Below are 24,401 nucleotides of genomic sequence, written 5' to 3' on the forward strand. Positions count from 1 at the left end.
GACGATGTCGACACGGGCGGTACACGCGTGGTCACCGCAACCGGATCCGTGCTAGACGAACGGGCCGTGACGGTCGGTCCGGGTCGCGCCCGGCAGGAGGAGATCTACCGCGCCGGGGTCTCGGGGCGCCGACCGCGCGTCCCCACCGCCCCGGCCGAGCGGGAGCGCCGGGGCCGACGCGCGATGAGCCGGGCCGCCGACGCCTACGTCAGCGGCGGCGCGGGTGCGGAGGCGACGATGCGGGCCGACCGCGCGGCGTTCGCCCGGTACGAGATCGTGCCCCGGGTGCTGCGCGGCTCGGCCGAGCGCGACCTCTCGGTCGAGCTGTTCGGCCGGCGCCTGGCCGCCCCGCTGCTGCTCTCGCCGATCGGCGCGCTCGACCTCGTGCGCCGCGACGCCGACCTCGCCGTCGCCCGGGGCGCCACCGCGGCGGGCGTGCCGATGATCGTCAGCAACCAGGCCGGGTCGCCGCTCGAGGCGATCGCCGCCGCCGGCGGGGCGTCCCCGCGCTGGTTCCAGCTCTACTGGTCGACCTCCGACGACCTCGTCGACAGCCTCCTGCACCGCGCGGAGGGCAGCGCCTGCGACGCCGTCGTCGTCACCCTGGACACGACGCTGCTCGGCTGGCGCCCGCGCGACCTCGACCTCGGCCACCTCCCGTTCAGCCGGGGCCTGGGCATCGCCCAGTACACCTCCGACCCGGTCTTCCTCCGGCTCGCCGCGCAGCGGGCCGCCTCCCCGCGCTCCGGCCCCGAGCCGCGCATCACCCCGCGGGCCGTGCGCACCCTGGTGGAGATCACCCGCCGCCACCCCGGCGGCTTCCTGGACAACCTCACCTCGCCGCTGCCGCGCGCCGCCGTCGAGACCTTCCTCGACGTCTACTCCCGCCCGCACCTGTCGTGGGACGACCTCGCGACGCTGCGCGACCGCACGCGGCTGCCGATCGTGCTCAAAGGCGTCCTGCACCCCGACGACGCCCGCCGGGCCGTCGACGCCGGCGTCGACGGGGTCCTCGTCTCCACCCACGGCGGACGGCAGGTCGACGGTGCCGTCGCGGCGCTCGACGCGCTGCCCGACGTCGTGGCCGCGGTCGATCAGCGGGTGCCGGTGCTGCTCGACTCCGGGGTGCGCAGCGGGTCGGACGCCGCGATCGCCCTGGCGCTCGGCGCGACCGCGGTGTGCCTGGGGCGGCCCTGGGTGTGGGGCCTGGCGCTCGCCGGGGCCGAGGGTGTCGCCCAGGTGGTGCGCGACGTGCTCGCCGAGCTCGACCTCACCGTCGGGCTGGCGGGGGCGCGGACCCCGGCGGGGGTGGAGGTCCGGGAGCGCGGCTGAGGACCGGTGTGAGCGTCCGGACGAGCGCGCGGTCGGTGGCGTCCACGGCGCCCGGTTTCCTCGGTGATCGCCGGCGTGCCCTCCGTCATGCCCCGTCGGTTCCCCGCGCAGGACCCGCCAGGTCCTGCCGCGTCCGGTCCCTCGACCTCCCCCGTCGGCCGGAGGCGCCCCGGGCCGCGATGTTCTCCTCGACCATCTGGTGACGGCGACGCTTCTTGATGCGCAGGAGTGCGAGGAGGGTCCCGCCGTGGACGACGCCGAGCACGAGCAGGACGATGCCGAGCTTCGCCGACGTCGCGTACAGCCAGGTCATCGACGACAGGTTCACCGTCCCGACCAGCGCGACCACACCGAGGGCGAGCAGGTAGAAGAGCACCGAGAGCAGGCGCGCCACGGAGTCGGACACGCGCTGGTCCTGGAAGACGTCCTCGAGGAACGGTTCGCCCAGCCCCTGCAGGGCCCGCCCGACGACGATGGTCACGGCGACCCCGAGGACGAGGACGATGATGATGCTGGCCACGGAACCATCCTGGATGTGTCGCTGGGGTGGGGGGTCAGACGTCGGCGTCGGTGCGGACATCGTCGTCACGGTTGTCTCTCGATACCCGCGCAAGGGCCCCGGTCAGACCTCCCCTCTGCGGGCGGGCGACCTCCAGAACTCCTGCTTCTCCTGGTGGTCAGCGGCAGGTCTTGGACTTCTGCTCGCGGGCCTCCGACGATCGGGGTCATGACGAGCACCGAGATCGCGAGGCCCTCCGACGTCCGCGGCGTCGTCCTGCGGCGCGGGGACGCGCGGCTGCCGGGCGAGGTCACCGGCTTCCAGACCGCGGACCCGCACCGGCCCGACGTCGTCGTCGGGGCCCGGGACGCCGACGACGTCGTCGCCGCCGTGCAGCACGCCGCCACCCACGACCTCCCGGTCGCCGTGGCGGCCACCGGTCACGGGCACACCGCGGGCCTGGCGCGCGGCGTCGTCGTCACCACCGGGCGGATGCGCGGGGTGAGCGTCGACCCGGCGTCGCGGACCGCCCGCGTCGAGGCCGGCGCGCGCTCGGCGGACCTGGTCGCCGCAGCGGCGGAGCACGGGCTCGCGCCGGTGTCCGGGTCGTTCCCGGGGGTCGGTGTGGTCGGCTACACCCTCGGCGGCGGACTGGGGCTGCTCGGCCGCGAGCTGGGGTGGGCCGCCGACCGGCTCCGCGCCGCGGAGATCGTCACCGCGGACGGGGTGCTGCGCCGGGTGGGCCCGGGCGACGCGCTGTTCGCGGCGCTGCGTGGGGGCCGGCCGGACGTCGGGGTGGTGACCGCGCTGTGGGTCGGGCTGGTGCCGCTGGGATCCGTGGTGGGTGGCGGGGTCTTCCTCGACGCGGCCGACGCGGACCGGGTGCTGCCGGTGGTGCGGCGGATCGGGGCGACGGCGCCGGAGCCGCTGGGGGTCTCGCTCGGGGTCGTCCCGGTCCCCGACCTCGACGTCGTGCCGGCGCCCATCCGTGGCCGGACGGTGCTGCACGTGCGGCTCGTGGACACCTCCGGGGAGGCCGCGCGGGCGGCCGAGGCGGCGGTGCGGGCGTGCGCGCCGGTGCTGCTCGGCGGGCTGGCGGAGCTGCCGTGGACCGCGAGCGGGTCGATCTTCGGGGAGCCCGAGGCCCCGCACGCCTACGAGGGCACCAACCTGCTGGTGTCGCAGCTGTCGGACGAGGCCCTCGCGGCGGTCGTCGGGGCGGCGATGGCGGCCCCGGTGGGCTGTGTGGTCGACGTGCGCCGGCTCGGCGGGGCGCTGTCGCGGCCGGCGGACGGGCCCGACGCGGTGTCGTTCCGGGAGGCGGCGTGGATCGTGCGGGTGCTGTCCTCGACGGCGGGCGCGTCGTCGGCGTCGGTGCGGGAGGCGCACGCGTCGGTGCTGGCGCCGGTCGAGGACGTGCGGCTGGGGCGGATGGCGGCGTTCGTGTACGGCGGTTCGCCGGTGTCCGCCGAGGAGGTGCTCGAGCCCGGGGTGCGCGAGCTGCTCGCGGGGGTGCGGGAGGAGTACGACCCGCGGGGGCTGTTCGGGCGGGGGTGAGCCCGGGGTGGTCTTGAGCGAAGGTGCCGTTCGGTCGATCTATTCGATCGGAGGTGCCCTTCGCTCATCGGGCTCGGGCGCGGGGTGTTCCGGCGAGGGGCGCCCACGGGCGATCTATTCGAGCGAGGGTGCCCTTCGCTCGAGAGGGGGCCGGGCTCCGCGCAGGAGCACGTCGAGCGCCGGCTCGAGGGCACCGCGGCGGGCCGCGCGGACGTCGGCGCCGACCCCGAGGACGCGCAGCCTCACCAGCGTCACCCGCTCCGATTCGTCCCCGGCCGATCCGCCCGCCGCCGATCCGCCCGCCGACTCGCCCGCCGACCCGCTGCGCCGGGCCGGGGCGTCGGAGGCCGCGCCCTCGGTCCGGGACGTGTCCGAGGTTTCCGAGGCCCAGTGCCCCGACGTCACCGTGCCGCTGCTCACGACCTTCGTCGGGCGCGCCGAGGCGCCGGCCCGCCACGCCTCAGGTGCGGAGACCGCGGACCGGCGCCCGGGGAGCTGCGCGACGTCCGGCTCGACGTCGACCGGCCCCCCACGCGGTGTCGGGACGTCCGTGGTCGCGGACGGCCCCGACGGCCCGCCCCCTGGTGGAGGTCGCGTCGGTGCCCTGCGGACGCCCGGTCCCGGCCCGCCCGGTCCCGGCACGCCCGGCCCCGGCCCCGGCCCCGGGACGACGATTCCCGGCACCCCGGCTCCCCTGAGCACCCCGCCCGGCGCGACCGGGCCGGACACCGTCGTCGGCGGCGTGGCCTCGGGGACCGCCGGGCCCTGCCCCAGTGCGGTCGCCGTCGCCACCCCGAGCCCCGCGAGCCCGACCGCCACGACCCCGAGCCGCCGGGCCCGCGGCACCTCGGCCGCCCGCGCCACACCGCCGACCGCCCCGAGCACGCCCAGCACCCCGCCGCCGGCCACGACCCACTCCGCCGTCGTCGGCCAGGACCCCGTGAAGATCCCCGGCGCGGCGCGGTCGGCCAGGTACCCGACGAGCGCCGCCCCGAGCACCAGCGGCGCGATCGTCGACCGCACGATCCCCGAGTTCACCTCCCGCAGCTCGCCGGCCAGGGCCCGGCAGTCCGCGCACTCCCGCAGGTGCTCCTCGACCTTGGTCGCGTCGCGCTTGGAGAGCCCGCCGCGGGTGTACGCCCCGAGCTTCTTCTCGGTCTCGCGGTGCCGCCGGTCCCGAGGCGGGGACGCGGCGCCGCCACCCAGGTGCTCCTGCAGGTAGGCCTGGCGCAGCCCCTCGCGGGCGCGGTACCCCAGCGCCGACACCGCGTTGGCCGTCAGCCCGAACAGCGGCGCGATGTCGGCGGGCGAGTCGCCCTCGACCTCGAGGTGCCACAGCACGGCCTGCCAGCGCTCGGGCAGCGTCGCGAACGCCCGGGCCGCGAGCGAGCGCTCGAGCCCCGCCACCGCGGGGTCGGTGAAGGGGATGACGGTGCGCTCGGGGTCGACACCGATGACCTCGCCCATGTCCTCGGTGAGGTCGAGGCGGCGTTCGGCCCGGCTGCGGTCGTAGGCGAGGTGGCGCAGCGAGGTGAGCAGGTACGCCCGGAAGGCCTCGGTGGGGCCGCCGCCCGAGCGGAGGATCTCCAGCAGCCGGGCGAAGGCGGCGGAGACCAGATCGTCGGCGTCCGACGGTGATCGGGCGAGCTGGCGGGCGAGGCCGCGGGCGGCGTCGCGGTGGCGGTCGTAGAGCGTGGCGAACGCCGACGACGAGACGTGGTCGGCGGGCCGCCCGCGCAGGTCCGCGAGCAGTTCGGCGTCGCTGCGGGCGTCCGCGTGCCCGGATCCGGCCGGCGCGTCACCGGCCGGGGACCCGTGCCCGGGAACGCCGTCGTCCGCCATGTGCGCACACCACCCCCTCGCGGGGAGTCTGCGGCGGCCCGCGGGAGGATCCGGGCAGCGTCACCGTCACGGATGACCGTCTCGCGCGTCGCCACCACAGGCCGCGACCGCAGCGGGCGGGCCCGGCGGACCCGGAGGAGGCACGTGGCATGACCCTGGCGGACGAGCTGACCGGGGACACCGCCTCCTCCGAGGACCTGCCGCGGGGCGACGCCGCCACCCGCCGCCCGGGTCGTGGCCTCGCCCTCGAGGCGTTGCGCGAGCGGTGGTTCGCCTGCAGCAACGCGCTCGGGTGGTCAGTGGCGTCCGAGTGGCCCGACCCCACCGTCGGCGAGGTCTGCGAGGCCGTCCTCGACGGCGCGGCGGCGCCGGTGCTGGAGCGGGCCCTGACCCGCTGGGCCGGCGCCCGGGCCTCGGCCGGGATCGGGCTGGACGAGACGCTCTCCGACCTCGCCGCCCTGCACGCTGCGGTGAGCGGGGCGCTCGGCGAGCTCGGCCCCCGCCGTCGCCTGGCCCTGCCCGGGACCGACGGGTCCCGGCTGGTGCGGGTGGTCTCGCTGGGCTGGACCGACGTGGCGTGCGGTGACCTCTCGGAGGCCGCCGCCGTCGACCCCCTCTCCGGGCTGGCCAGCTCGCGGTACCTGATCACCCGCCTCGCCGAGGTCCACCGCGCCGCCCGCGCGAGCGGCACCCGCGTCTCCGAGACCCATGCCCTCGTCGCGGTCACCCTGCCCGTCGCCGGCTGGACGCGGGTCGCGCCGTTGACGGTGGCCGGCGACGCCGCCTCGGTGGTGTTCGACGCCGGCGAGACGATCGCGGTGGTCGGGCGCGCCACCGTCGTCGTGCTGGCCCCGCGCGAGGGGCTCGCCGGACGTGTCCGGGTGCTGCGCGGCCTGCTCGCGCGGCGGCTCTCCGGCGCGGCGGGCGTGACCGGGACGCCGGGCGCGCGGATCGTCGCACTCCCCGCCACCCTCGACGGCGCGCGCGACACCCTCGCCCGGCTGCGCGAGGCCGAGCCGCCGGCCCCGCGGCGCGACCGCATCCTCGGCCTCGACGTCCCCGCCACCGGGGAGGCGCCCGCCGACGAGGCTCCGGCTCCCGACGACGGGTCCGCCTGAGGCGCCCGGGGCCGGCGGCGGATAGTCTTCCCTGCTCGTGGAGGAGCGCACCGGCCTGCCCGTGGTCGCGATGGTCGGCGGCGGCCAGCTCGCGCGGATGACCCACCAGGCCGCGATCGCCCTCGGGCAGTCGTTGCGGGTGCTCGCGCTGCACGGCGACGAGCCCGCCGCCCTGGTCACCCCCGACGTGGTGATCGGCGACCACCGCGACCTCGACGCGCTGCGCCGCGTCGCCGAGGGGGCCGAGGCGCTGACCTTCGACCACGAGCACGTGCCGGGCGACCTGCTGGAGAAGCTGGTCGCCGAGGGGGTCACCGTCCACCCCGGGCCGGCCGCGCTGCGCCACGCCCAGGACAAGCTCGTGATGCGCCGCCGCCTCGCCGAGCTGGGAGAGCCCGTCCCGCCGTTCGCCCCGGTGTCCTCGTGCGCCGACGTCGAGACCTTGGCCACCGAGCACGGCTGGCCCGTCGTGCTCAAGGCCGTCCGGGGCGGCTACGACGGCCGCGGGGTGTGGATGCTCGACTCGCCCGAGGAGACCGCCCGGACCGTCCCCGAGCTCCTCGAGGCCGGCACGCCGCTCATGGTCGAGCAGAAGGTGGCGCTGCGCCGCGAGCTGGCGGTGGTGCTCGCCCGCTCGCCGTTCGGGCAGGCGGCGGTGTACCCCACGGTGGAGACGGTGCAGGTCGACGGCATCTGCACCGAGGTCCTGGCGCCCGCGCCGGGGCTGTCCGAGGACGCCGCAGAGGCGGCCGAGGAGCTCGCGATCCGTGTGGCGGCCGCCCTGGGCGTGGTCGGGCTGCTCGCCGTGGAACTCTTCGAGACCCCCGACGGGCGGCTCCTGGTCAACGAGCTCGCGATGCGCCCCCACAATTCCGCGCACTGGTCGATGGACGGCGCCGTCACCGGCCAGTTCGAGCAGCACCTCCGCGCCGTACTGGACTATCCGCTGGGCTCGCCGGAGACCCTCCGCCCGGTGTGCGTGATGGCCAACGTGCTCGGTGGCGATCCTGTGCCGTCCATGAGCCCCGACGAGCGGCTGCACCACACCCTCGCGCGCTTCCCCGAGGCGCGCGTGCACCTCTACGGCAAGGCCGAGCGCGCCGGCCGCAAGATCGGGCACGTGAACATCACCGGGGACGACCTGGACGACGTGCGACGGCGGGCCCGTCTCGCGGCCGACCACCTCGCCACGGGCGTCTGGACCGACGGATGGAGCTCCCACTGATGTCCTCCAGCGAACTGGTACCGGGCCGGGCCGTCTCGACGCGCCCCGAGGACGACCAGGTGGCCGGGACCCGGCTGCCCCCGCTCGTGGGCATCGTCATGGGCAGTGACTCCGACTGGCCGACGATGCAGGCCGCGGCAGCGGCGCTCGACGAGTTCGGCGTGCCGTGGGAGGCGCGCGTCCTCTCCGCGCACCGGACCCCGCGGGCGATGCTCGAGTGGTCGGAGTCGGCTGCGGAGCGCGGCCTGCGCGTCGTCGTCGCCGGGGCGGGCGGTGCGGCGCATCTGCCGGGGATGGTCGCCGCGGCGACGGTGCTCCCGGTGATCGGCGTGCCGGTGCCGCTCAAGCACCTCGACGGGATGGACTCCCTCCTCTCGATCGTGCAGATGCCGGCCGGGGTGCCGGTGGCCACCGTGTCGATCGGGGGCGCCCGCAACGGCGGGCTGCTGGCCGTGCGCATCCTCGCCGCGGCCGACGCGGGCCTCGCCGCACGGATGGCCGACTTCCAGGCCGAGCTGCGCGCCTCCGTGGAGGGCAAGGACGAGGCCGTCCGCAAGCTCGGGCCCGCCGAGTCCTGACGACGACCCGTCCACCCGCTCACGGGCGTCGTCGTGCCGCCGTCGGCGGTCACGGTGCCGCACGGGCTCGTCGCCACCGACCCGTCGAGGCCCTGGTCGACCAGGTCGTCCACGAACCGGTCGAGCTCCTCGAGCGTCATTCCGCACGCCCGCTCCACGAGACACTCCTCGCCCTCGTCGTTGGGATGCAGCAGGTCGAGCGCCTCGCCCAGCACCGTCGCGGCCTCGGGGTCCAGCCGGCCGTCGAGCACCGCACGGGCGACCCGCGGCCACGCCAGCTCCGCGGCGAGCCCCACGACCATCCCGACCTGGTCCTGCTCCATGCCGCGGACCATAGAACCGACCCCCGACAGTCTCGGGTCCTCGTGATCGCGCCCGGGATAGGCTGGATGCGGTGGACCTGAGGATCTTCACCGAGCCCCAGCAGGGCGCCTTCTACGCAGATCTCCTCCGGGTGGCCCGAGCGGCCGAGGACGCGGGCTTCGACGCGTTCTTCCGCTCGGACCACTACCGGGCGATGGGCGGCGTCCCCGGGCAGCCCGGACCGACCGACGCCTGGACGACGCTCTCCGCGCTGGCCGTGCAGACCGAGCGCATCCGGCTGGGCACGCTCGTCACCTCCGCGACATTCCGGCTCCCCGGCCCGCTCGCGATCGCGGTGGCCCAGGCCGACCAGATGTCCGGGGGGCGCATCGAGCTCGGGCTCGGCGCCGGCTGGTACGAGGCCGAGCACACCGGCTACGGCATCCCGTTCCCGCCGCTGGGGGAGCGGTTCGCCCGCCTGACCGAGCAGCTCGAGATCGTCACCGGGCTGTGGGGCACCCCCGTGGGCGAGACGTACGACTTCACCGGCGACCACTACTCCCTCGTCGACTCACCCGCGCTCCCCAAACCGGCCCACCCGATCCCGGTGATCGTCGGCGGGATGGGCAAACGCCGCACCCCTCAGCTCGCCGCGCGGTTCGCGGCCGAGTTCAACATCCCGTTCGCCGCCCTCGACGACGCCGCACCCCAGTACGAGCGGGTCGCCGAGGCCTGCTCGGCGGCCGGCCGCGACCCCGCCGACCTCGTCCGGTCCGCGGCGCACCAGCTGGTGATCGGTCGCGACGACGCCGCCGTCGCCCGCCGGGCCGACGCCCTCGGGGCGGACCGCGAGAAGCTGCGGGACAACCCGCTCGCCGGCACGCCCGCCGAGATCGTGGACAAGCTCGGCCGGTGGCGCGAGCGGGCCGGCATCACCCGCGTCTACCTGCAGACCCTCGACCTCGCCGATCTCGACCAGCTCGAGATCGTGGCCGGCCAGGTGGCCCCGCAGCTGGCGTGACCTCCTCAGGCCAGCCGGGCCAGCGCGTCGTCGACGAGGGCGGTCGCCAGCGACGGCGTCAGGTCCCCGAGGAGCAGCGGTTCCTTGAGCCCGTTGGCCAGGGCGAACAGCTCGACGGCGAGCGCGCCCGGCTCGCGGCCACGCGCGAGCAGGCCCTCGTCCCGCGCGCTCGTGAGGTACCCGGCGAGGAGGGTGAGGAACTGGGTGTTGCGCTGCCGGTAGCGCGCGCGCAGGGCGTCGTCGCCCAGGGCGCGGATGAGGAAGGCGGCCCCGACGCGGGTGTCGACCACCGAGTCCTCGTGCAGGGGCATGACCTCCAGGAGCGCGTTCCGGGCGGCGGTGAGCGCGTCGGGCGCCGTCGCCACGGCGGCCTTCATCCGGCTCGTCACCCGGTCGATCAGGTGCTCGGCGGTGAAGTCGAGCAGGTCGTCGCGGGAGGCGAAGTAGTGCTGGACGCGGCCCTTGGACACCCCGGCCTCGGCCGCGACGCGGTTGAGGCTGACCGCCTCGAGCCCGTCGTAGGCCGCGATCCGCCAGAGCGCCTCGGCCATCTCGTCCCGGCGCTGCGCATGGTCGACGAGCTTGGGCACGGAGGCCTCCCGGGTGGGTCGTCGCGGAGCCGCGGACGCCGTTGCCGATCCGAGCGTACTGCTACGGGAGACAGGATGCGAGCACCGGCGGGCCGTGACGATCAGGAGACGGAGTCGACAACCGCGGACCGTAGGACGTCCTAGCACCTCGCGGTACCGTCAGGGCGACAGCGTTGCAGCGGGAGGAGTTCGCGGTGGACCCGGAGTTCGACGTCTACGACCTGGGCGAGGAGCGCGCCGCGCTGCGGGAGTCGGTCCGCGCGCTGTGCGAGAAGGAGATCGCGCCGTACGCGGCGGAGGTCGACTCCACGCCGCGGTTCCCGCAGGAGGCCCGCGACGCGCTGACGGCGGCCGGCTTCCAGGCGATCCACATCCCCGAGGCCTACCAGGGCGAGGGCGCCGACTCGATCATCGCCTGCATGGTCATCGAGGAGGTCGCGCGGGTCGACGCGTCGGCCTCGCTGATCCCTGCGGTGAACAAGCTCGGCTCGATGCCGATCATCCTGTCGGGCTCGGAGGAGCTCAAGCACAAGGTCCTGCCCAGCGTCGCCTCCGGCAAGTCGATGATCAGCTACGCGCTCTCCGAGCGCGAGGCCGGGTCGGACACCGTCTCGATGCGCACCCGCGCCCAGCAGGACGGCGACGACTGGGTCCTCAACGGCACGAAGGCCTGGATCACCAACGGCGGCGTCTCCGACTGGTACACCGTGATGGCCAAGACCGACCCCGACAAGGGTGCCAACGGCATCTCCGCGTTCGTCGTCCACAAGGACGACGAGGGGTTCAGCGTCGGGCCCAAGGAGCACAAGCTCGGCATCAAGGGCTCGCCCACCACTGAGATCCACTTCGAGAACTGCCGCATCCCTGGCGACCGGATCATCGGCGAGCCCGGCACCGGCCTGAAGACGGCGTTCGCGACCCTGGACCACACCCGCCCGACGATCGGCGCGCAGGCCGTCGGCATCGCCCAGGGCGCCCTCGACGCCGCCGTGGACTACGTCCGCGACCGCAAGCAGTTCGGCCGGGCGATCGCCGACAACCAGGGCGTGCAGTTCATGCTGGCCGACATGGCGATGAAGATCGAGGCGGCCCGCCACCTCGTCTACGTCGCGGCGGCGAAGGCCGAGCGGGGCGAGAAGAACATCGGGCTGATCGCGTCGGCCTCGAAGTGCTTCGCCTCGGACACCGCGATGGAGGTGACGACGGACGCCGTCCAGCTCTTCGGCGGCGCCGGCTACACCACCGACTTCCCGGTCGAGCGCATGATGCGCGACGCCAAGATCACCCAGATCTACGAGGGCACCAACCAGATCCAGCGCATGGTGATGGCCCGCCAGGTGCTCAAAGGCTGACGAGCGTCGCCTTCTCCACCTCGGCCTTGCGGTCCAGCGCCGCGGGGTCGGGGTGGCGCACCTGGACCAGGGAGCCCCCGGCGGCGAGCACCGCGAGCAGGCCGTCGACGAGGCCGGCTCGACGGTCCGGGCTGGCCAGGTCCAGCGGCCAGTCCGCGACCGACAGCACGCGCGACCCGGCGTCGTACCCCAGCTCAGCCGCCCGACGGCGGGCGGTCCCGACGACGTCGTCGACGGTCGCGTCGTCCAGGGCCGGCGCGCCGCCGGGCACCGGTGACGACGGCGCGAACACGTCGCCGTGCAGGCGGACCTCGCTCGCGTAATCCACGGCGTCGGCCGGCAGCTCCGCGAGCGGGCGCCCGAAGGCGTCCAGCGAGAACCCGACGACAAGGTCTGCCGCGCCCGCCGCGTCGAGGTGCTCGGCGTCGGCGAGGGCGACGTCGGCGCCCGCCGGGTCGGCGGTGACCACCGCCCCGTTCCACCAGGCGCCCAGCAGTGCCACCGCGGTCTGCCAGTGGGCGGGCAGGAGCACGGCCACCCGCATCCCCGGCTCGACGTCGCACTCGTCGCGCAGGAAGTTCGCGGTCTTGGCGATCCAGTTCGCCAGCGTCTCCCCGGAGAACTCGAGCCGCTCGCCGGTCGCGTCGTCGTAGAAGGTGATCAACGGGCGGCGGGGATCGGCGGCGAGGACGGGGGCGAGCAGCGCATCGGTGACGGTCATCGACCGACGAGCGTAGGCGGCCTCAGTTGACGCACGGGATCCCGTCGGCGGTGATCGGTGGCTGGGCGGGCGGCGGCGGCGCGGCGTCGGCCGAGTCGCCGGTCGGCTGGGTGATCACCGCACCCGGGCCCTTGTAGTCCGACGCCAGCAGCACGCGGACGGTGCCCGGGGGCACCGTCGCGTCGGTGCGGCTCGGCAGGCCCCCGAGCGTCTTCGAGACGACGCCGGCGGCCGCCTCGCTGCCCGGCGCGGACACCACGGCCGAATTGCCCGTGTGCTGCTCGGCGTTGCCCGAGGTCACGCGCGTGTAGCCCTGGGCGCCGAGGATCTGCACGACGCGGGCTGCTGCCCCCTCGGTGCCCGAGGCGTTGCGGACGTCGACCGGGATGTTCGCCGGCGGGGGACCGGTCGGTACCGCCGCCGGGGCCTGCTTCGGGCCGATGGCGTCGGCGACGAACTGCTGGACCTCCACGGGGTCGACCTTGAGGGCGTCGCCGGCCGAGGTGTTCTCCCCGCCCAGCGTCGGGATCGTCATGAAGGTGACGGCGCCACCGGAGACGCCCTGCATCTGCTGGGCGAGTCCGAGCAGGTCCCAGCCCTGGTCGAGGATCACCGACTGCTTCACCGCGTCGAGCAGGCGGGTCAGCGTCACCGGGTCGGCGAGGGTGCCCGCCGAGAGGATCTTGTGGGAGAGGCCGGCGAGGAAGGCCTGCTGGCGCCGGACCCGGTCGAGGTCGCCGAGCGGGAGCCCGTGGCGCTGGCGGACGAAGGCGAGCGCGTCCTTGCCCTGCACGGTCCGGGGGCCGGCGCCGAAGTGGGCGCCGGAGAAGTCGTCGTCGACGGCGTTCTTGAGGCAGACGTCGACGCCGCCGATGGCGTTGGTCAGGTTGTAGAACCCGAGCAGGTTGACCTCGGCGTAGTGGTCGACCCCGATGCCGGTGAGCTCCTGGACGGCGTCGATGAGGGCCTGCCGCCCGGCCTCGGAGGACTTGACGTCGACATCGGCGCCGTTGCGCTCGCCACCGGCCATGAGCTGCTGCGTCTCGGCGGCCTTGGCGCCCGGGTAGACCGAGTTCAGCTTGCCCTTGCCGCCGCCCGGGAGCGGGACGTAGCTGTCGCGGGGCAGCGAGAAGGCCACCGCGCGGCTGCCGTCGTTCGGCACCCGGACCAGCATCATCGTGTCGGTGTTGAGCTCGCCGTCCGCGGAGCCGGCGGCGAGTTGGTTGAGGACGTCGCGCGGCAGCGGGTTGCCCTGCGCGTCGGTCCGGCTGTCGGTCCCCACGAGCAGGATGTCGGTGGCCCCGTCGGCGGCGGTGCCCTTCTTCGACAGGGCACCCGAGCTCGCGAAGCTGCCCGAGAGGGCCGCCCACGCGGTGCCGCTGATCGTGAAGACCAGGGCGGAGGCGACGACGGCGTTGATGCGCAGCAGCCGGCGTCCGCCTCGTCCCGGTGGCTTCTCGGCGGGAGCGGCGGCCGGCGCCTTGGGGCGCGCGGGCGGCGGTCCGGGTCGCGCCGGGGCGCTGCGCCGGGGCGGCGGGGGAACGGGGGGCCCGTCCGGCCGGCGGCCGGACTTCGACGTCGGACGCGCCGGCGGCGCCGCACCGTCCCGCGGCCGGCCGTCGTCGCGGACGCGGCCGTCGTCGCGGACCCGGCCGTCGTCGCGGACCCGGCCCTCGTCCGACGGGGCCTCGCCGCGCAGCGGCGCGTCGTCGCGGAACCCGACGGTGCCGCGCCGGTCCCGGCCCTGGCCGGCCGGGCGCATCTCCTGCAGGTCGCCGCGACGCAGATTCGCCGAGGTGTTCGCCGGGCCGCCGGACGCGCCGCGCGGGGGGCCGGCCGCCGGGGGAGCGGGCGCCTCGGTGGGCCCGCGGCCGGCGGAGGGCCCGAACCGGCGGCCGGGATCGCCGCGGGGACGCCCGCGCTCGTCCTCCACGCAGCCTCCCTTCGCGATCTCGTCGGGCGGATCGGGTCAGTCGGGGTCGGGGTCGGTCGGGGTCGGTCGGTCTCGGTCGTCGGGTGGGCTCGACGTTCGGGTCGCGTGCGCCGCGGGGCACCCTCGCCGGGAGGCGTGCCCTCCTGGAGAGGACATCGTCGTCCGACACCCCAGCCTGGAGGGCAGGCTAGACGGCGCCCTGCGCTTTTCGTGCCCACCACCCGTTCGGACGGCTCACGGCGCGTCGGAGGATGACACACGCAGACGCGGGGTCCCGGAGCCGGGAGGAGCCCGCCGGGACCGTTCACGTCCCGGGGAGATCGGGACCGCCGCGACGCCCACGACAGGAGGGTCACGACGTGCGCTGGATGGTCACGGGAGCGGGTGGGGCGCTCGGCACGGACCTCGTGCGCCTGCTGCGGGAGCAGGACGAGCCGGTCACCGCGTACACCCGTCCCGAACTGGACATCACCGACGGCGACGCGGTCGAGCGCGCCGTCGGGGCGTGGGCGGCCGGGGAAGGGGACGAGCGCGCGGTGCTGCTCAACGCCGCCGCCTTCACCGCCGTCGATCTGGCCGAGACCGACCCGGAGGCGGCGCGTGCCGCCCACGCCGTCAACGCGGTCGCGCCCGGGCTGCTCGCCGCGGCGTGCGCGCGGCACGCGGCACGGATCGTGCACGTCTCCACCGACTACGTCTTCGACGGCGCGGGCCCGCGCGGCCGCACCGCCCCCGACGGCGGGGCGGCCGGCTACGAGCCCGACGACCCGACCGGCGCGGCCGGGGTCTACGGGCGCACCAAGGAGGAGGGCGAGCAGCGGGTCGGGGAGGCCGCGGCGGCCCACCACGTGGTGCGCACGGCGTGGGTCTACGGGGGGACCGGGGCCAACTTCGTCCGGACGATGGCCAGGCTGGCCGGGGAGCGCGAGACCCTCACCGTCGTCGACGACCAGTACGGCTCGCCGACGTGGTCCGCGGACCTCGCGGCCGGGCTGGTCGCCCTCGGACGCTCGGACGCGGCGCCCGGCACCCTTCATGCGACCGGCGGCGGGGTCACGACGTGGTGCGGCTTCGCCCGGGCGGTGTTCGACGAGCTCGGCGCCGACCCCGCCCGGGTGCAGGGCTGCACCACCGAGCAGTTCCCCCGTCCCGCGCCGCGTCCGGCCTGGTCGGTGCTCTCCCCGGCCTCGTGGACCGCCGCCGGCCTGCCCGCCCTCCGTCCGTGGCGGGAGGCGCTCGCGTCGGCCGTCCGGCGGCATCCGGACCTCCTCGGGCACACGCCGGCGGTGCGCTGAGGGGTAATCGTCAGACGCCGGACGGTCGGGCGGCGGGCACGGTGACCGTGGCCACCCGGCGCCCCCGGAATCCGGACCCGTCGAGGCGTGTCGCCGACGGGGCGTCACCTCCCGGCGACTCGCGCGTTGGTCCGGCATGGCGCTGGAGACGGTCCTGCTCGCACTCCTGGGTGTGGTCGCGGTCTGGCTGGTGGTCGACGCCGGCCGGGAGCGCCATCGGCTGAAGGCGCGCATGGACCGCGCCACCCGCCGCACGACCCTCGGCGACGGTCCGCTCGGCGTCTCCACCTCCCACCGCCGCTCCGGCGAGGGCCCGGCCACCGCGCCGCGCCCGGCCACGGCGAACACCGGCGGGGTCGGACCGGACTCGTGGCGGTACTGGCCGCTCGCGCTGCCCGCCAGCGACGAGGTCCGCCGCCGCGCCTGACGGGCCCCTCCGGCGGGGCGCGCGGCCCGCCCGGCGCCCTCTCCGCGAGGATGCACCGCATGACCGCGGCTCCTCACGGCAGCACCGGCGCCCTGCGCACCTACGGCGACGGACTCGCGGTCGTCGTCGTCACCTACTCCCCGGGCGACTCGCTCCCGACGTTCCTGGACTCGCTGTCGGTCGGGACCGACCGTCCCGTCCACGTGGTGCTCGCCGACAACGGGTCGGTCGACGGCGCGCCCGAGGCCGCCGCGGCCGCCGGGCGGGCCGACCTGCTGCGGATCGGCGAGAACCTCGGCTACGGGGCCGCCGCCAACCGCGCCGTCGCGGGGCTCGACGAGTCGATCGGGTGGGTGCTCGTCAGCAACCCCGACATCGTGCTCGGCCCGAAGTCGCTGGACACGCTGCTCGAGGCGGCGGCGCGGTGGCCGCGGGCGGGGTCGCTCGGCCCGCTCATCCACACCGACGACGAGGTCTACCCCTCCGCGCGGCTCCAGCCCTCGCTCGGACGCGGGGTGGGGCACGCGCTGTTCGGCGCGGTCTGGCCCGGCAACCCCTGGACGCGCTCCTACCGGCAGGAGGGCGTGGTCGAGGAGCGGACGGCGGGCTGGCTCTCCGGCTCGTGCGTGCTGCTGCGCCGCGAGGCGTGGGACTCGGTGGACGGGTTCGACCCGCGGTACTTCATGTACTTCGAGGACGTCGACCTCGGGGACCGACTCGGCCGGGCGGGGTGGCTCAACGTCTACGTCCCGGAGGCGACGGTGGTGCACACCGGCGGGCACGCCACCACCCGCGACGCCCCGACGTCGGCGCGGATGCTGCGCGAGCACCACCGCAGCGCCTACCGCTTCCTGGCCGACCGCTATCGGGGCCGGCGCTGGGCCCCGCTGCGGGCCGGGCTGCGGACGGCGCTGGCCGCGCGGGTGCGCTGGGCCACGCGCAAGGACTGATCAGCGTCGGCCGAAGAGCCGCTTCCACCACGGCACCCGGATGCCGACCGGCGGGGTGGTGGGCGTGTCGTCCGGCCCGGGGCCGCGCCGCTCGTGCCCGTTCGCCGGCGCGTTCTGCGCGGGGAACGGCGCCGTGCGCGGGCGGGAGGTGCGCACGGTGGGGGCGTCCTGGGGCACGGGGCGCATCAGCGTGGGGTCCGAGACCTCGACCGGTGTCGTCTCCGGCTCGCTCGGCCAGCCCCGACCCCGCCCGTCCCACGACGGATTCGGCCCGGGGCCCGCTCGGCGGCCGTCACCCGGGGGACGGGGTGCGGGGGCCGGGCGTCCCCGGTGACCCTGCGTCGGCATGGAGCCGTCGGGGTTCAGCGGAGTGGGGATCATCTGCGTCTGGGACGCGTCGAACGGTGACTCGGCGTTGTCGGGGGTCACGACCGTGCCGTTGCGTTGCTGCGCGCGGGCGATAGCCTGCTGAGCACGGTCCCAGGCGTTCGTCGGCTCCACCACGCTTCTCCTGCCCGATCTCGGTCGGAGTGGGCCCCGACGACGGAGGCCGTCCGGTCACGTGCCGAGGGAATCTCACAGTAGCGCCCGGACGCGACGGCGTCGTCACACCGGGCCCACACGATCATCAGGGAGGTCGGTCGTGGACACCACGGGGGGACGTGGCGAGGCCGGGACGCTGGACCGGACGGCGGCCGTCGTGCTCGTCGGCGGACAGGGGAGCAGGCTGCGGCCGCTGACCGCCTCGACGCCCAAACCGATGCTGCCGACGGCGGGGGTGCCGTTCATCGGGCACCTGCTCTCGCGGATCGCGGCGGCCGGGATCCGGCGGGTGGTGCTCGGCACCTCCTACCGCGCCGAGGTCTTCGCGGACTACCTCGGGGACGGCTCCGCCTTCGGCCTGCAGCTCGACTGTGTGCCCGAGCCCGAGCCGCTCGGCACCGGGGGCGGCATCCGGCACGCGGCGGACGCGCTCGAGGAGCACCACGACGAGGTCATGGTCTTCAACGGCGACATCCTCTCCGGGGTCGACCTGTCCGCCGTCGTCGACGAGCACCGCTCCGCGGGGGCCGACGCGACGCTGCACCTGGTCAAGGTCGCGGACCCGACCGCGTTCGGCTGCGTGCCCACCGACTCCTCCGGCCGGGTGCAGGCGTTCCTCGAGAAGACGCTCAACCCGCCGACGGACCAGGTCAACGCCGGCTGCTACGTGTTCCGCCGCGAGGTGGTCGACGCGATCCCGACCGGCCGCGCCGTCTCCGTCGAGCGCGAGACGTTCCCGGGCCTGCTGCGCTCCGGGGCACGGCTGCAGGGCCACGTGGAGTCGTCCTACTGGCTCGACCTCGGCACCCCGGCCGCCTTCGTCCGCGGCTGCGCCGACCTGGTGCAGGGGATCGCGCCGACCTCCGCCCTGCCGGGCTCCGTCGGGACGGCGCTGCTGCTGCCGGGGGCCAAGACGGCGGCGTCGGCGTCGCTCTCGGACGGCACGACGCTCGGCCGCGAGGTGGTGGTCGGCGACGGTTCGCGGATCATCGGGTCGGTGGTCATGGACGGCGCCCGGATCGGGGACAACGTCACCGTGACCCGCTCGGTCATCGGCCCGGGCGCGACGATCGGCGACGAGACCGTGGTGAGCGACGCGGTCGTCGGTGACGGCGTCTCGGTCGGCGCCGGGTGCGAGCTGCGTGAGGGCGTGCGGCTCTGGCCCGGCATCACCATCCCGGACGGCGGTCTGCGATTCTCGGGGAGTGCCTGAGGTCCAGCCCGTCGCGGAGGCACCTGCTTCGGCGCGGACCCGGCGGTGGGAGCCGGGCTTCGTCCTCGACGTCGCCGCCCTGATCGGTCCGCTGCGGCACGGCCGCGGCGACCCCACCTGCCGCGTCGACGAGGCCGGGGTCGTCTGGCGAGTCTGCTCGACGCCGGGCGGCCCGGCCACGACGCGCATCCGCCGCTCCCGCACCGAGGTGGTCGCCGACGCGTGGGGCGACGGCGCCGAGTGGGTGCTCGACGGCCTGCCCGCCCTGCTGGGCGCGGACGACGACGACGCCGGCTTCGTCGGGCACCACCCCGTCGTCGCGGAGGCGCGCCACCGCATGCCCGGCCTGCGGCTGGGGTCCTGTGGCGCGGTGTGGGACCAGTTGTTCGCGGCGATCCTCGAGCAGAAGGTCACCGGGATCGAGGCCCACCGTTCGTGGCGCGAGCTGTGCTGGCGGTTCGGCTCCGCCGCCCCCGGGCCGGCCCCGAAGGGCATGCGGGTCCCGCCGACCCCGCGCGACACCAAGGCCATCCCGGACTGGGAGTGGCACAAGGCCGGTGTGGACAGCGCCCGGCGTCGGGCGATCCTGGCGTCGGCGACGGTGGCCCACCGTCTGGAGAAGGCGGTCGAGCTGCGGGGGGTCGAGGGGCGCTCACTGCTGCGCAAGATCCCCGGCATCGGGGTGTGGACGGCCGCCGAGGTGGCCCAGCGCGCGTGGGGCGACCCGGACGCCGTCTCGGTCGGCGACTTCCACATCCCCTCGACCGTCGGGTACGCCCTCGTCGGCCGGAAGCTCGACGACGCCGGCATGCTCGAGGTCCTCGCCTGCTACGCACCGCAGCGCCAGCGCGCGGTCCGCTACATCGAGGCCTCTGGGTTCCGGCGCCCGCGGTTCGGGCCCCGCTACTCGCCCCGCGACTTCCGCGAGATGTAGGTGCGCGTGCCGGGCTCCAGCGGGTCCTGCTCCGGCGTGCCCTCGGTCTGTCCGACGACGAGGTCGGGGCGGCTCTCGACGGCGCGGCGGGCGCGGGCGCCGAGGCGGCGCTGCGTGGTCACCTCGAGGTGCTCGACGCGGTCCGGGAGCGCTGGCCGAGGCCCTGCATCACCACGCTGCCGGCACGGCCGCCTACGCCCGGGACGCGCTCGCGGCCGGCTGACCTCTCACCGTGCGTGCTGCGCGCACGGTTGCGGTGGCGCGAGTACGGGCTGCTGTCGAGGTGCGTGGCGCACACGGTCGGGGTGATCGCAGCACCGGGTTGCATGAGATGTGCATCGCGCACACGCTCACGGCGGCGAGGCGCCGGAGCGAGGGTGCGTGTCGCAAACGTTGCCGGGTGTCCGGGCCGCAGGGGTGTGTGTTGCGCGCACGCGCGCACGTGATGGGCGTCGGGACCGTGTTCGCCGCGCACGGGTGTTCCGGGAGCGGATACCGCCTCGGTCGGCTGTGCGCGCCCCACACACGGCTGCCGGGGCGGGCTGCTCGTCATCCTCGTGATCGTTCACACCGGTGCTCCGCGGGTTCACGCCGCCTCCGCCGGCCGTGCGCCTCGCACACGGATCACGGGTCTCCGGCGACCCGCTCAGCGCAGCAGCAGGGCCCGGCCGAAGGCGACGTCGTCGGGCAGCTCACCCAGTGGCCACCACCGCAGGTCCACCGACTCCTCGCTGCGCACCGCCCGGGCCCCCGCCGGAGCGCGGACGAGGTAGCGGACGTCGAGGTGGCGGGTCGGGACGCCGAGTGAGCAGGTCACCGGGTGCACGTCCAGGTGGACCGGCTCCTCCGAGATCGTCAGCCCCGCGATCCCCGACTCCTCGGCCGCCTCGCGCAGCGCGGCCCCCCGCAGCGTCGTGTCGGTCGGTTCGATGTGTCCGCCGAGCTGCAGCCACCGCCCGACCCTCGGGTGCAGCGTGAGCAGGGCGTGCTCGACGGCGTCGTCCACCACGAGCGCCGAGGCGGTGAGGTGCCCGGACGCGCAGGACCGGGAGCAGGCGTCGGGCCGGCCCGCGAGGTAGGCCAGGAGCGCCTCGCGGAGGGCGGCCTGCCCGGCGTCGGGGGCCTCCCAGGCGGCGAGGGTGGCCGTGGCGTCGGCGTGCACCGCTGCGGTCGGCTCCCTCACCGCTCCACCAGCCGGTCGTCGGCGACGACCTCCCCGCGCGTCGGGACGTCCGAGGCCGGGTGCCCGACGGCGACCGCCCCGAGCGGCTCCCACTCCGGCGGCAGCTCCAGCGCCGACCGGGCGACGTCCGCGGCGAAGATCGTCGACCCGACCCAGCACGAGCCGAGGCCCTCGGCGGCCAGCGCCACGAGCAGGCCCTGCACCGCCGCGCCCCCGGCCACCGTGAACATCGACCGCTCGCAGGCGGCGCGCTGCTCGTCGGGGTAGTCGTGCGCCCCGCCGTCGGGGCCGCGCACCAGGAAGGGCAGCACCAGCTCCGGGGCCGTGCGCAGCAGGTCACCCCGCGACATCCGCCGGGCGATCTGCTCCTCGGTGAAACCGTCGCCGGAGAGGTCGCGCCGCCACGCGTCGGCCAGGGCGTCCAGCAGCGCCGTCCGCCGCTCACGGTCCCGCACCCAGACGAAGCGCACCGGCCGCGAGTGGTGCGGGGCCGGCGCGGTGAGCCCGGCGGCCACTGCGCGGCGCACCGCCTCGGGGTCGACCGGGTCGGCGCCGAACGCCCGGACCGACCGCCGGGCCGGCACGGCCTCCCGCGCGCCCCGGGCGAGCGCCTCGGCGGTGCCGAGCCAGAACAGGTCCTCCTCGACGGGGCGCACCAGCTTGCCGGCCGAGCGCCCGGCCCCGATGAGGTGCCGCAGCCCGCGCACCACGGCCACCGGCACCCCGCCGAGCTTGCCCTTGACCAGGTCGGCCGCGGCGGCGACCTCATCGGCGACGGCGACCTCGGTGACCAGCAGTTCGTTGCCCTGCGCGTCGAGCGTGCCGCCATACCCGTGCAGCGCCACCAGCCCCGCCGAGCCGATCGCGGCGTCGGTCTGCCCGAGCCGCCAGCAGCGCCCCATGGTGTCGGTGACGACGACCGCGACCCGCACCCCGAGCGCCGCCGCGAGCCCCGCCCGCAGCGTCTCCGCCGAGCCGTCCGGGTCCTCGGGCAGCAGCGCGACCTCGTCGCCCGCCACGTTCGACCCGTCCACCCCGGCCGCCGCCTGCACGATCCCCAGGCGATTGGTGACGATCTTCGTGCGGCCCTTGGTCGCGAGCACCCGCACCGTCTCGCCGTCGATCAGCCGACGGCGGGCGGCGTCACGCTCCTCGGGGTCGCGGGGCACCGTCACGAGCCGGCCCTCGGCCTTGGACAGGATCTTGGAGGTGACGACGACGACGTCGCCGTCGGCCAGGGTGGGTGCCAGGGTGCGGGCGAGCGCAGCCGTGAGGTCGTCGCCGGGCCGGAACTCCGGGAGGCCCGGGATGCCCCACGCGGTGATCCCCTCGAGGGCCGCGTGGTCGCCTGCCTGCTCAGACACCGGCGAGACCCACCACGTCCAGCGCCTCGCGCACCATCGCCGCGGTGGCCTCGGCGTCGCTCATCAGCAGCGGGACCGAGCGGACCGCGACCCCGGGCACCTCGGCGGTGTCCCCGGAGTGCACGAGCCAGCCATCGAGCAGCCCGCCCTCCGAGCGCGCCCCGTAGTGCCGCGCGACGCCCTCGGCGGAGACTTCCACCCCGACCGCGGACAGGCACGCCTCGGCCATCCCGCGCACCGCGTGGCCGTCGATGATCGGGGAGATCCCGACGACGGGGCCGGGCGCCTGCGCGAGCGCGGCCCGCATCCCGGGCACGTCGACGATCGTCCCGATGCTCACCACCGGGTTGGAGGGGGCCAGCAGCACGACATCGGCGTCGGCGATCGCGGCGAGCGCCGCGGGGCAGGCGCTCGCCTGGTCCCGGCCCACGGAGGCGAATCCGTGGGCGACCGGCTCGGCGTGGTGGCGCACCCACCACTCCTGGAAGTGCACGGCGCGCCGCTCGCCGGTGTCGGGGTCGTCGATGACGACGTGGGTCTCGATGCGGTCGTCGCTCGCGGGGATGAGCGCGACCCCGGGCGCCCAGCGCCGGCAGACGGCCTCGGTGACCTGCGAGAGCGGGTAGCCGGCGCGCAGCATCCGGGTGCGCACGAGGTGGGTGGCGACGTCGCGGTCGCCCAGCCCGAACCACGTCGGGTCGGCCCCGTAGGCCTCGAGCTCGGCCTTCACCGACCACGTCTCGTCGGACCGCCCCCAGCCCTTGGCGGTGTCGATGCCGCCGCCGAGCGTGTACATGCACGTGTCGAGGTCGGGGCAGACCCGCAGCCCGTGCAACCAGATGTCGTCGCCGACGTTGACGACCGCGCGGATCTCCGCGTCCTCGCCCAGGGCGGCCAGCGCCCCTTGGAGGAACCGCGCGCCACCGACGCCCCCGACCAGAACCGTCACCTTCACACCGGTGATCGTGCCCCTGCCCCCCGACATCGTGCCGACCGAGGGGGAGAGGACGGTCGTCAGTGCTGCCAGAAGAAGAACAGCTCCTGGCCGGCGCCCGCCAGGGTGATGTCGCCGCCGACGGCGGCGTACACGAGCGACGCGAGCCCGAACAGCGCGCTCGCCACCGGGCGCAGGAGGATCAGCACCGCGAAGAGGGCCAGCGGAGCGTAGGGCGCGAAGCGCGACACCGCGAGGCGGGTGTGGTCGGACAGGTAGGGGTCGATGATGCCCCAGCCGTCGAGGCCCGGGATGGGCAGGATGTTGAGGATGAAGGCGAGGACCTGGATCAGCGCGAGGAACGAGATCCCGGCCCCGAGCAGCGGCGGCACGAGCGGCACGAGCAGCGCCAGCAGGAACGCGAGCACCAGGTTGGTCAGCGGGCCCGCCGCCGAGACCATGCTCGCCGCGACGCGCGAGCGCAGAGCGCCCCGCCGGATCCAGACCGCCCCGCCCGGCAGCGGGATGCCGCCGATGAGCAGGAACAGCATCGGGAGCACGAAGGTCAGCCCGATGTTGGCGTAGCGGCGGATGTCGAGGGTCAGGTAGCCGAGCCCGCGCACCGAGTGGTCGCCGCAGCGGTCGGCGACCAGCGCGTGCGCGAACTCGTGCAGGCACAGCGACACCGCCCAGCCCGCCAGGACCAGGATCACGATGCCCGCGGTGACGGCGATGCGGGTGCCGAGGAGCGTCAGGGCCCCACCGCCGGCCGTCACGAGGACGAGACCGAGGAAGATCGGACTGATCCGGGGGGAGCTCCGGGCGGAGAACACGCTGGCCACGAGACCAGTGTCCCAGGCCCGCGCTAGCCTTTCTGCCACGCTGCGTCATCCAAGGGCCCATCACGCTCACCGCACGTGACGACCGTCCGTCGCGACATGCGGCCAGCCGAGTGGCTCGGCTTGACCCACATGGAACGACACCGCTGTAATTCACGGCGAGGTACACGCCGGTGCGGGGCCGGCGCTCCGCCAGCTGGGGAGTGCTAGCGGTGAGGGAGGCCGTGTGAACGGTGCGGAGAGCGGGTCGGTGGTGCTGGGTTCGATCGGGTCGGTGGGTCCAGTCGGACCAGGTGCGTCCAAGGACGTCCTCGGGGAGCTGATGGCCCTCGCAGGCGAGGAGGAACAGGAGTGGCAGGAGCGCGCCCTGTGCGCGCAGACCGATCCCGAGGCGTTCTTCCCGGAGAAGGGCGGATCGACCCGGGAGGCCAAGCAGATCTGCAACAGCTGCGAGGTCCGGTCGGAGTGCCTGGAGTACGCGCTGGGGCACGACGAGCGGTTCGGCATCTGGGGCGGACTCTCCGAGAGGGAGCGCCGCCGTCTCAAGCGTCGCGTCGTCTAGGCGGGCGGCCGCTCTCGTCGGTCCCCCGGGGCTCGCGGCCACTCCCCTGACGGTCGTCCGCGACCGCCCTTCTACCCTCGACGTCG

At 75.6% G+C, this 24,401-nt stretch carries 24 protein-coding genes; 13 read left to right on the top strand and 11 right to left on the bottom strand.

Translation table 11 applies throughout. From position 1 onward, the window contains the following. Positions 1-66 precede the first annotated feature (66 nt). Entirely contained in the window at positions 67-1,332 is a 1,266-nt protein-coding gene (locus VGH76_RS15910; RefSeq protein WP_331557664.1) for an alpha-hydroxy-acid oxidizing protein, read from the top strand. A gap of 85 nt (positions 1,333-1,417) precedes the next feature. On the opposite strand, the gene VGH76_RS15915 is transcribed toward VGH76_RS15910, so the two are convergent. Further along, entirely contained in the window at positions 1,418-1,852 is a 435-nt protein-coding gene (locus VGH76_RS15915; RefSeq protein WP_331557665.1) for a hypothetical protein, read from the bottom strand. Positions 1,853-2,059: 207 nt separating this feature from the next. Here VGH76_RS15915 and VGH76_RS15920 point away from each other — a divergent pair, with 207 nt between their 5' ends. Beyond that, positions 2,060-3,388: an FAD-binding oxidoreductase gene (locus VGH76_RS15920; RefSeq protein ID WP_331557666.1), complete on the top strand. Its 1,329-nt coding sequence runs from the start codon at positions 2,060-2,062 to the stop codon at positions 3,386-3,388. Between the two features lie 114 nt (positions 3,389-3,502). On the opposite strand, the gene VGH76_RS15925 is transcribed toward VGH76_RS15920, so the two are convergent. Further along, positions 3,503-5,230: a sigma-70 family RNA polymerase sigma factor gene (locus VGH76_RS15925; protein ID WP_331557667.1), complete on the bottom strand. Its 1,728-nt coding sequence runs from the start codon at positions 5,228-5,230 to the stop codon at positions 3,503-3,505. A gap of 149 nt (positions 5,231-5,379) precedes the next feature. On the opposite strand from VGH76_RS15925, the gene VGH76_RS15930 reads away from it, so the two are divergent. The 4 genes from VGH76_RS15930 to VGH76_RS15945 all read left to right on the top strand — a co-directional run bounded on the left by VGH76_RS15930 (position 5,380) and on the right by VGH76_RS15945 (position 9,475). Next, entirely contained in the window at positions 5,380-6,348 is a 969-nt protein-coding gene (locus tag VGH76_RS15930; RefSeq protein WP_331557668.1) for a GGDEF domain-containing protein, read from the top strand. A gap of 37 nt (positions 6,349-6,385) precedes the next feature. Beyond that, positions 6,386-7,573 carry a 5-(carboxyamino)imidazole ribonucleotide synthase gene (locus VGH76_RS15935; protein WP_331557669.1) on the top strand — a complete coding sequence of 396 codons (1,188 nt, stop codon included), beginning with the start codon at positions 6,386-6,388 and terminating at the stop codon, positions 7,571-7,573. A 74-nt stretch (positions 7,574-7,647) separates the two neighbouring features. Further along, the gene (purE, locus tag VGH76_RS15940; RefSeq protein ID WP_331557699.1) at positions 7,648-8,151 is read left to right on the top strand and encodes a 5-(carboxyamino)imidazole ribonucleotide mutase; all 504 of its coding nucleotides are present in this window, start codon (positions 7,648-7,650) and stop codon (positions 8,149-8,151) included. A gap of 394 nt (positions 8,152-8,545) precedes the next feature. Further along, on the top strand, positions 8,546-9,475 hold the full coding sequence (locus VGH76_RS15945) for an LLM class F420-dependent oxidoreductase (protein WP_331557670.1): 930 nt from the start codon (positions 8,546-8,548) through the stop codon (positions 9,473-9,475). Positions 9,476-9,480: 5 nt separating this feature from the next. Here the strand turns inward: VGH76_RS15945 and VGH76_RS15950 are convergent, their stop codons facing one another. Further along, the gene (locus tag VGH76_RS15950; protein ID WP_331557671.1) at positions 9,481-10,065 is read right to left on the bottom strand and encodes a TetR/AcrR family transcriptional regulator; all 585 of its coding nucleotides are present in this window, start codon (positions 10,063-10,065) and stop codon (positions 9,481-9,483) included. 194 nt (positions 10,066-10,259) lie between these two features. Here VGH76_RS15950 and VGH76_RS15955 point away from each other — a divergent pair, with 194 nt between their 5' ends. Then, positions 10,260-11,417 (top strand): acyl-CoA dehydrogenase, encoded by a 1,158-nt coding sequence (locus tag VGH76_RS15955; protein WP_331557672.1) that lies wholly within the window; start codon positions 10,260-10,262, stop codon positions 11,415-11,417. On the opposite strand, the gene VGH76_RS15960 is transcribed toward VGH76_RS15955, so the two are convergent. Both VGH76_RS15960 and VGH76_RS15965 read right to left on the bottom strand, forming a co-directional pair. Then, positions 11,407-12,138, bottom strand: coding sequence for a TIGR03089 family protein (locus VGH76_RS15960; RefSeq protein WP_331557673.1), 732 nt, complete (start codon positions 12,136-12,138; stop codon positions 11,407-11,409). The genes VGH76_RS15955 and VGH76_RS15960 overlap by 11 nt on opposite strands. A gap of 22 nt (positions 12,139-12,160) precedes the next feature. Further along, positions 12,161-14,071, bottom strand: coding sequence for an LCP family protein (locus VGH76_RS15965; protein WP_331557674.1), 1,911 nt, complete (start codon positions 14,069-14,071; stop codon positions 12,161-12,163). Between the two features lie 368 nt (positions 14,072-14,439). Here VGH76_RS15965 and rfbD point away from each other — a divergent pair, with 368 nt between their 5' ends. The 3 genes from rfbD to VGH76_RS15980 all read left to right on the top strand — a co-directional run bounded on the left by rfbD (position 14,440) and on the right by VGH76_RS15980 (position 16,743). Beyond that, on the top strand, positions 14,440-15,366 hold the full coding sequence (gene rfbD, locus VGH76_RS15970; protein WP_331557700.1) for a dTDP-4-dehydrorhamnose reductase: 927 nt from the start codon (positions 14,440-14,442) through the stop codon (positions 15,364-15,366). Positions 15,367-15,502: 136 nt separating this feature from the next. Next, positions 15,503-15,793: a hypothetical protein gene (locus tag VGH76_RS15975; RefSeq protein WP_331557676.1), complete on the top strand. Its 291-nt coding sequence runs from the start codon at positions 15,503-15,505 to the stop codon at positions 15,791-15,793. A 50-nt stretch (positions 15,794-15,843) separates the two neighbouring features. Next, entirely contained in the window at positions 15,844-16,743 is a 900-nt protein-coding gene (locus VGH76_RS15980; RefSeq protein ID WP_414637740.1) for a glycosyltransferase family 2 protein, read from the top strand. On the opposite strand, the gene VGH76_RS15985 is transcribed toward VGH76_RS15980, so the two are convergent. Continuing rightward, a complete protein-coding gene (locus tag VGH76_RS15985; RefSeq protein WP_331557678.1) occupies positions 16,744-16,929 on the bottom strand; it encodes a hypothetical protein in 186 nt (61 codons plus the stop codon). A gap of 457 nt (positions 16,930-17,386) precedes the next feature. Between VGH76_RS15985 and VGH76_RS15990 the strand changes: the two genes are divergently transcribed. Beyond that, positions 17,387-18,499, top strand: coding sequence for an NDP-sugar synthase (locus VGH76_RS15990; RefSeq protein WP_331557679.1), 1,113 nt, complete (start codon positions 17,387-17,389; stop codon positions 18,497-18,499). Beyond that, the gene (locus VGH76_RS15995; protein ID WP_331557681.1) at positions 18,492-19,433 is read left to right on the top strand and encodes a DNA-3-methyladenine glycosylase 2 family protein; all 942 of its coding nucleotides are present in this window, start codon (positions 18,492-18,494) and stop codon (positions 19,431-19,433) included. Before VGH76_RS15990 ends, VGH76_RS15995 begins: the two co-directional genes overlap by 8 nt. Here VGH76_RS15995 and VGH76_RS16000 read toward each other — a convergent pair. The 5 genes from VGH76_RS16000 to VGH76_RS16020 all read right to left on the bottom strand — a co-directional run bounded on the left by VGH76_RS16000 (position 19,403) and on the right by VGH76_RS16020 (position 23,756). Then, complete coding sequence (locus VGH76_RS16000) at positions 19,403-19,555, bottom strand: hypothetical protein (RefSeq protein ID WP_331557682.1); 153 nt, start codon at positions 19,553-19,555, stop codon at positions 19,403-19,405. The genes VGH76_RS15995 and VGH76_RS16000 overlap by 31 nt on opposite strands. Positions 19,556-20,079: 524 nt before the next feature. Then, entirely contained in the window at positions 20,080-20,616 is a 537-nt protein-coding gene (locus VGH76_RS16005; protein ID WP_331557683.1) for an NUDIX hydrolase, read from the bottom strand. Further along, positions 20,613-21,980, bottom strand: a complete 1,368-nt coding sequence (locus VGH76_RS16010) for a coenzyme F420-0:L-glutamate ligase (RefSeq protein WP_331557684.1) — start codon at positions 21,978-21,980, stop codon at positions 20,613-20,615. Before VGH76_RS16010 ends, VGH76_RS16005 begins: the two co-directional genes overlap by 4 nt. Continuing rightward, the gene (cofD, locus tag VGH76_RS16015) at positions 21,973-22,935 is read right to left on the bottom strand and encodes a 2-phospho-L-lactate transferase (RefSeq protein ID WP_331557685.1); all 963 of its coding nucleotides are present in this window, start codon (positions 22,933-22,935) and stop codon (positions 21,973-21,975) included. The genes VGH76_RS16010 and cofD overlap by 8 nt, the downstream gene beginning before the upstream one ends. A 59-nt stretch (positions 22,936-22,994) precedes the next feature. Next, positions 22,995-23,756 carry a site-2 protease family protein gene (locus VGH76_RS16020; RefSeq protein WP_331557687.1) on the bottom strand — a complete coding sequence of 254 codons (762 nt, stop codon included), beginning with the start codon at positions 23,754-23,756 and terminating at the stop codon, positions 22,995-22,997. Between the two features lie 319 nt (positions 23,757-24,075). Here VGH76_RS16020 and VGH76_RS16025 point away from each other — a divergent pair, with 319 nt between their 5' ends. Beyond that, on the top strand, positions 24,076-24,315 hold the full coding sequence (locus tag VGH76_RS16025) for a WhiB family transcriptional regulator (protein WP_331557701.1): 240 nt from the start codon (positions 24,076-24,078) through the stop codon (positions 24,313-24,315). Positions 24,316-24,401: the final 86 nt, after the last annotated feature.

The organism is Actinomycetospora sp., from assembly GCF_036497585.1.
Classification (GTDB): domain Bacteria; phylum Actinomycetota; class Actinomycetes; order Mycobacteriales; family Pseudonocardiaceae; genus Actinomycetospora.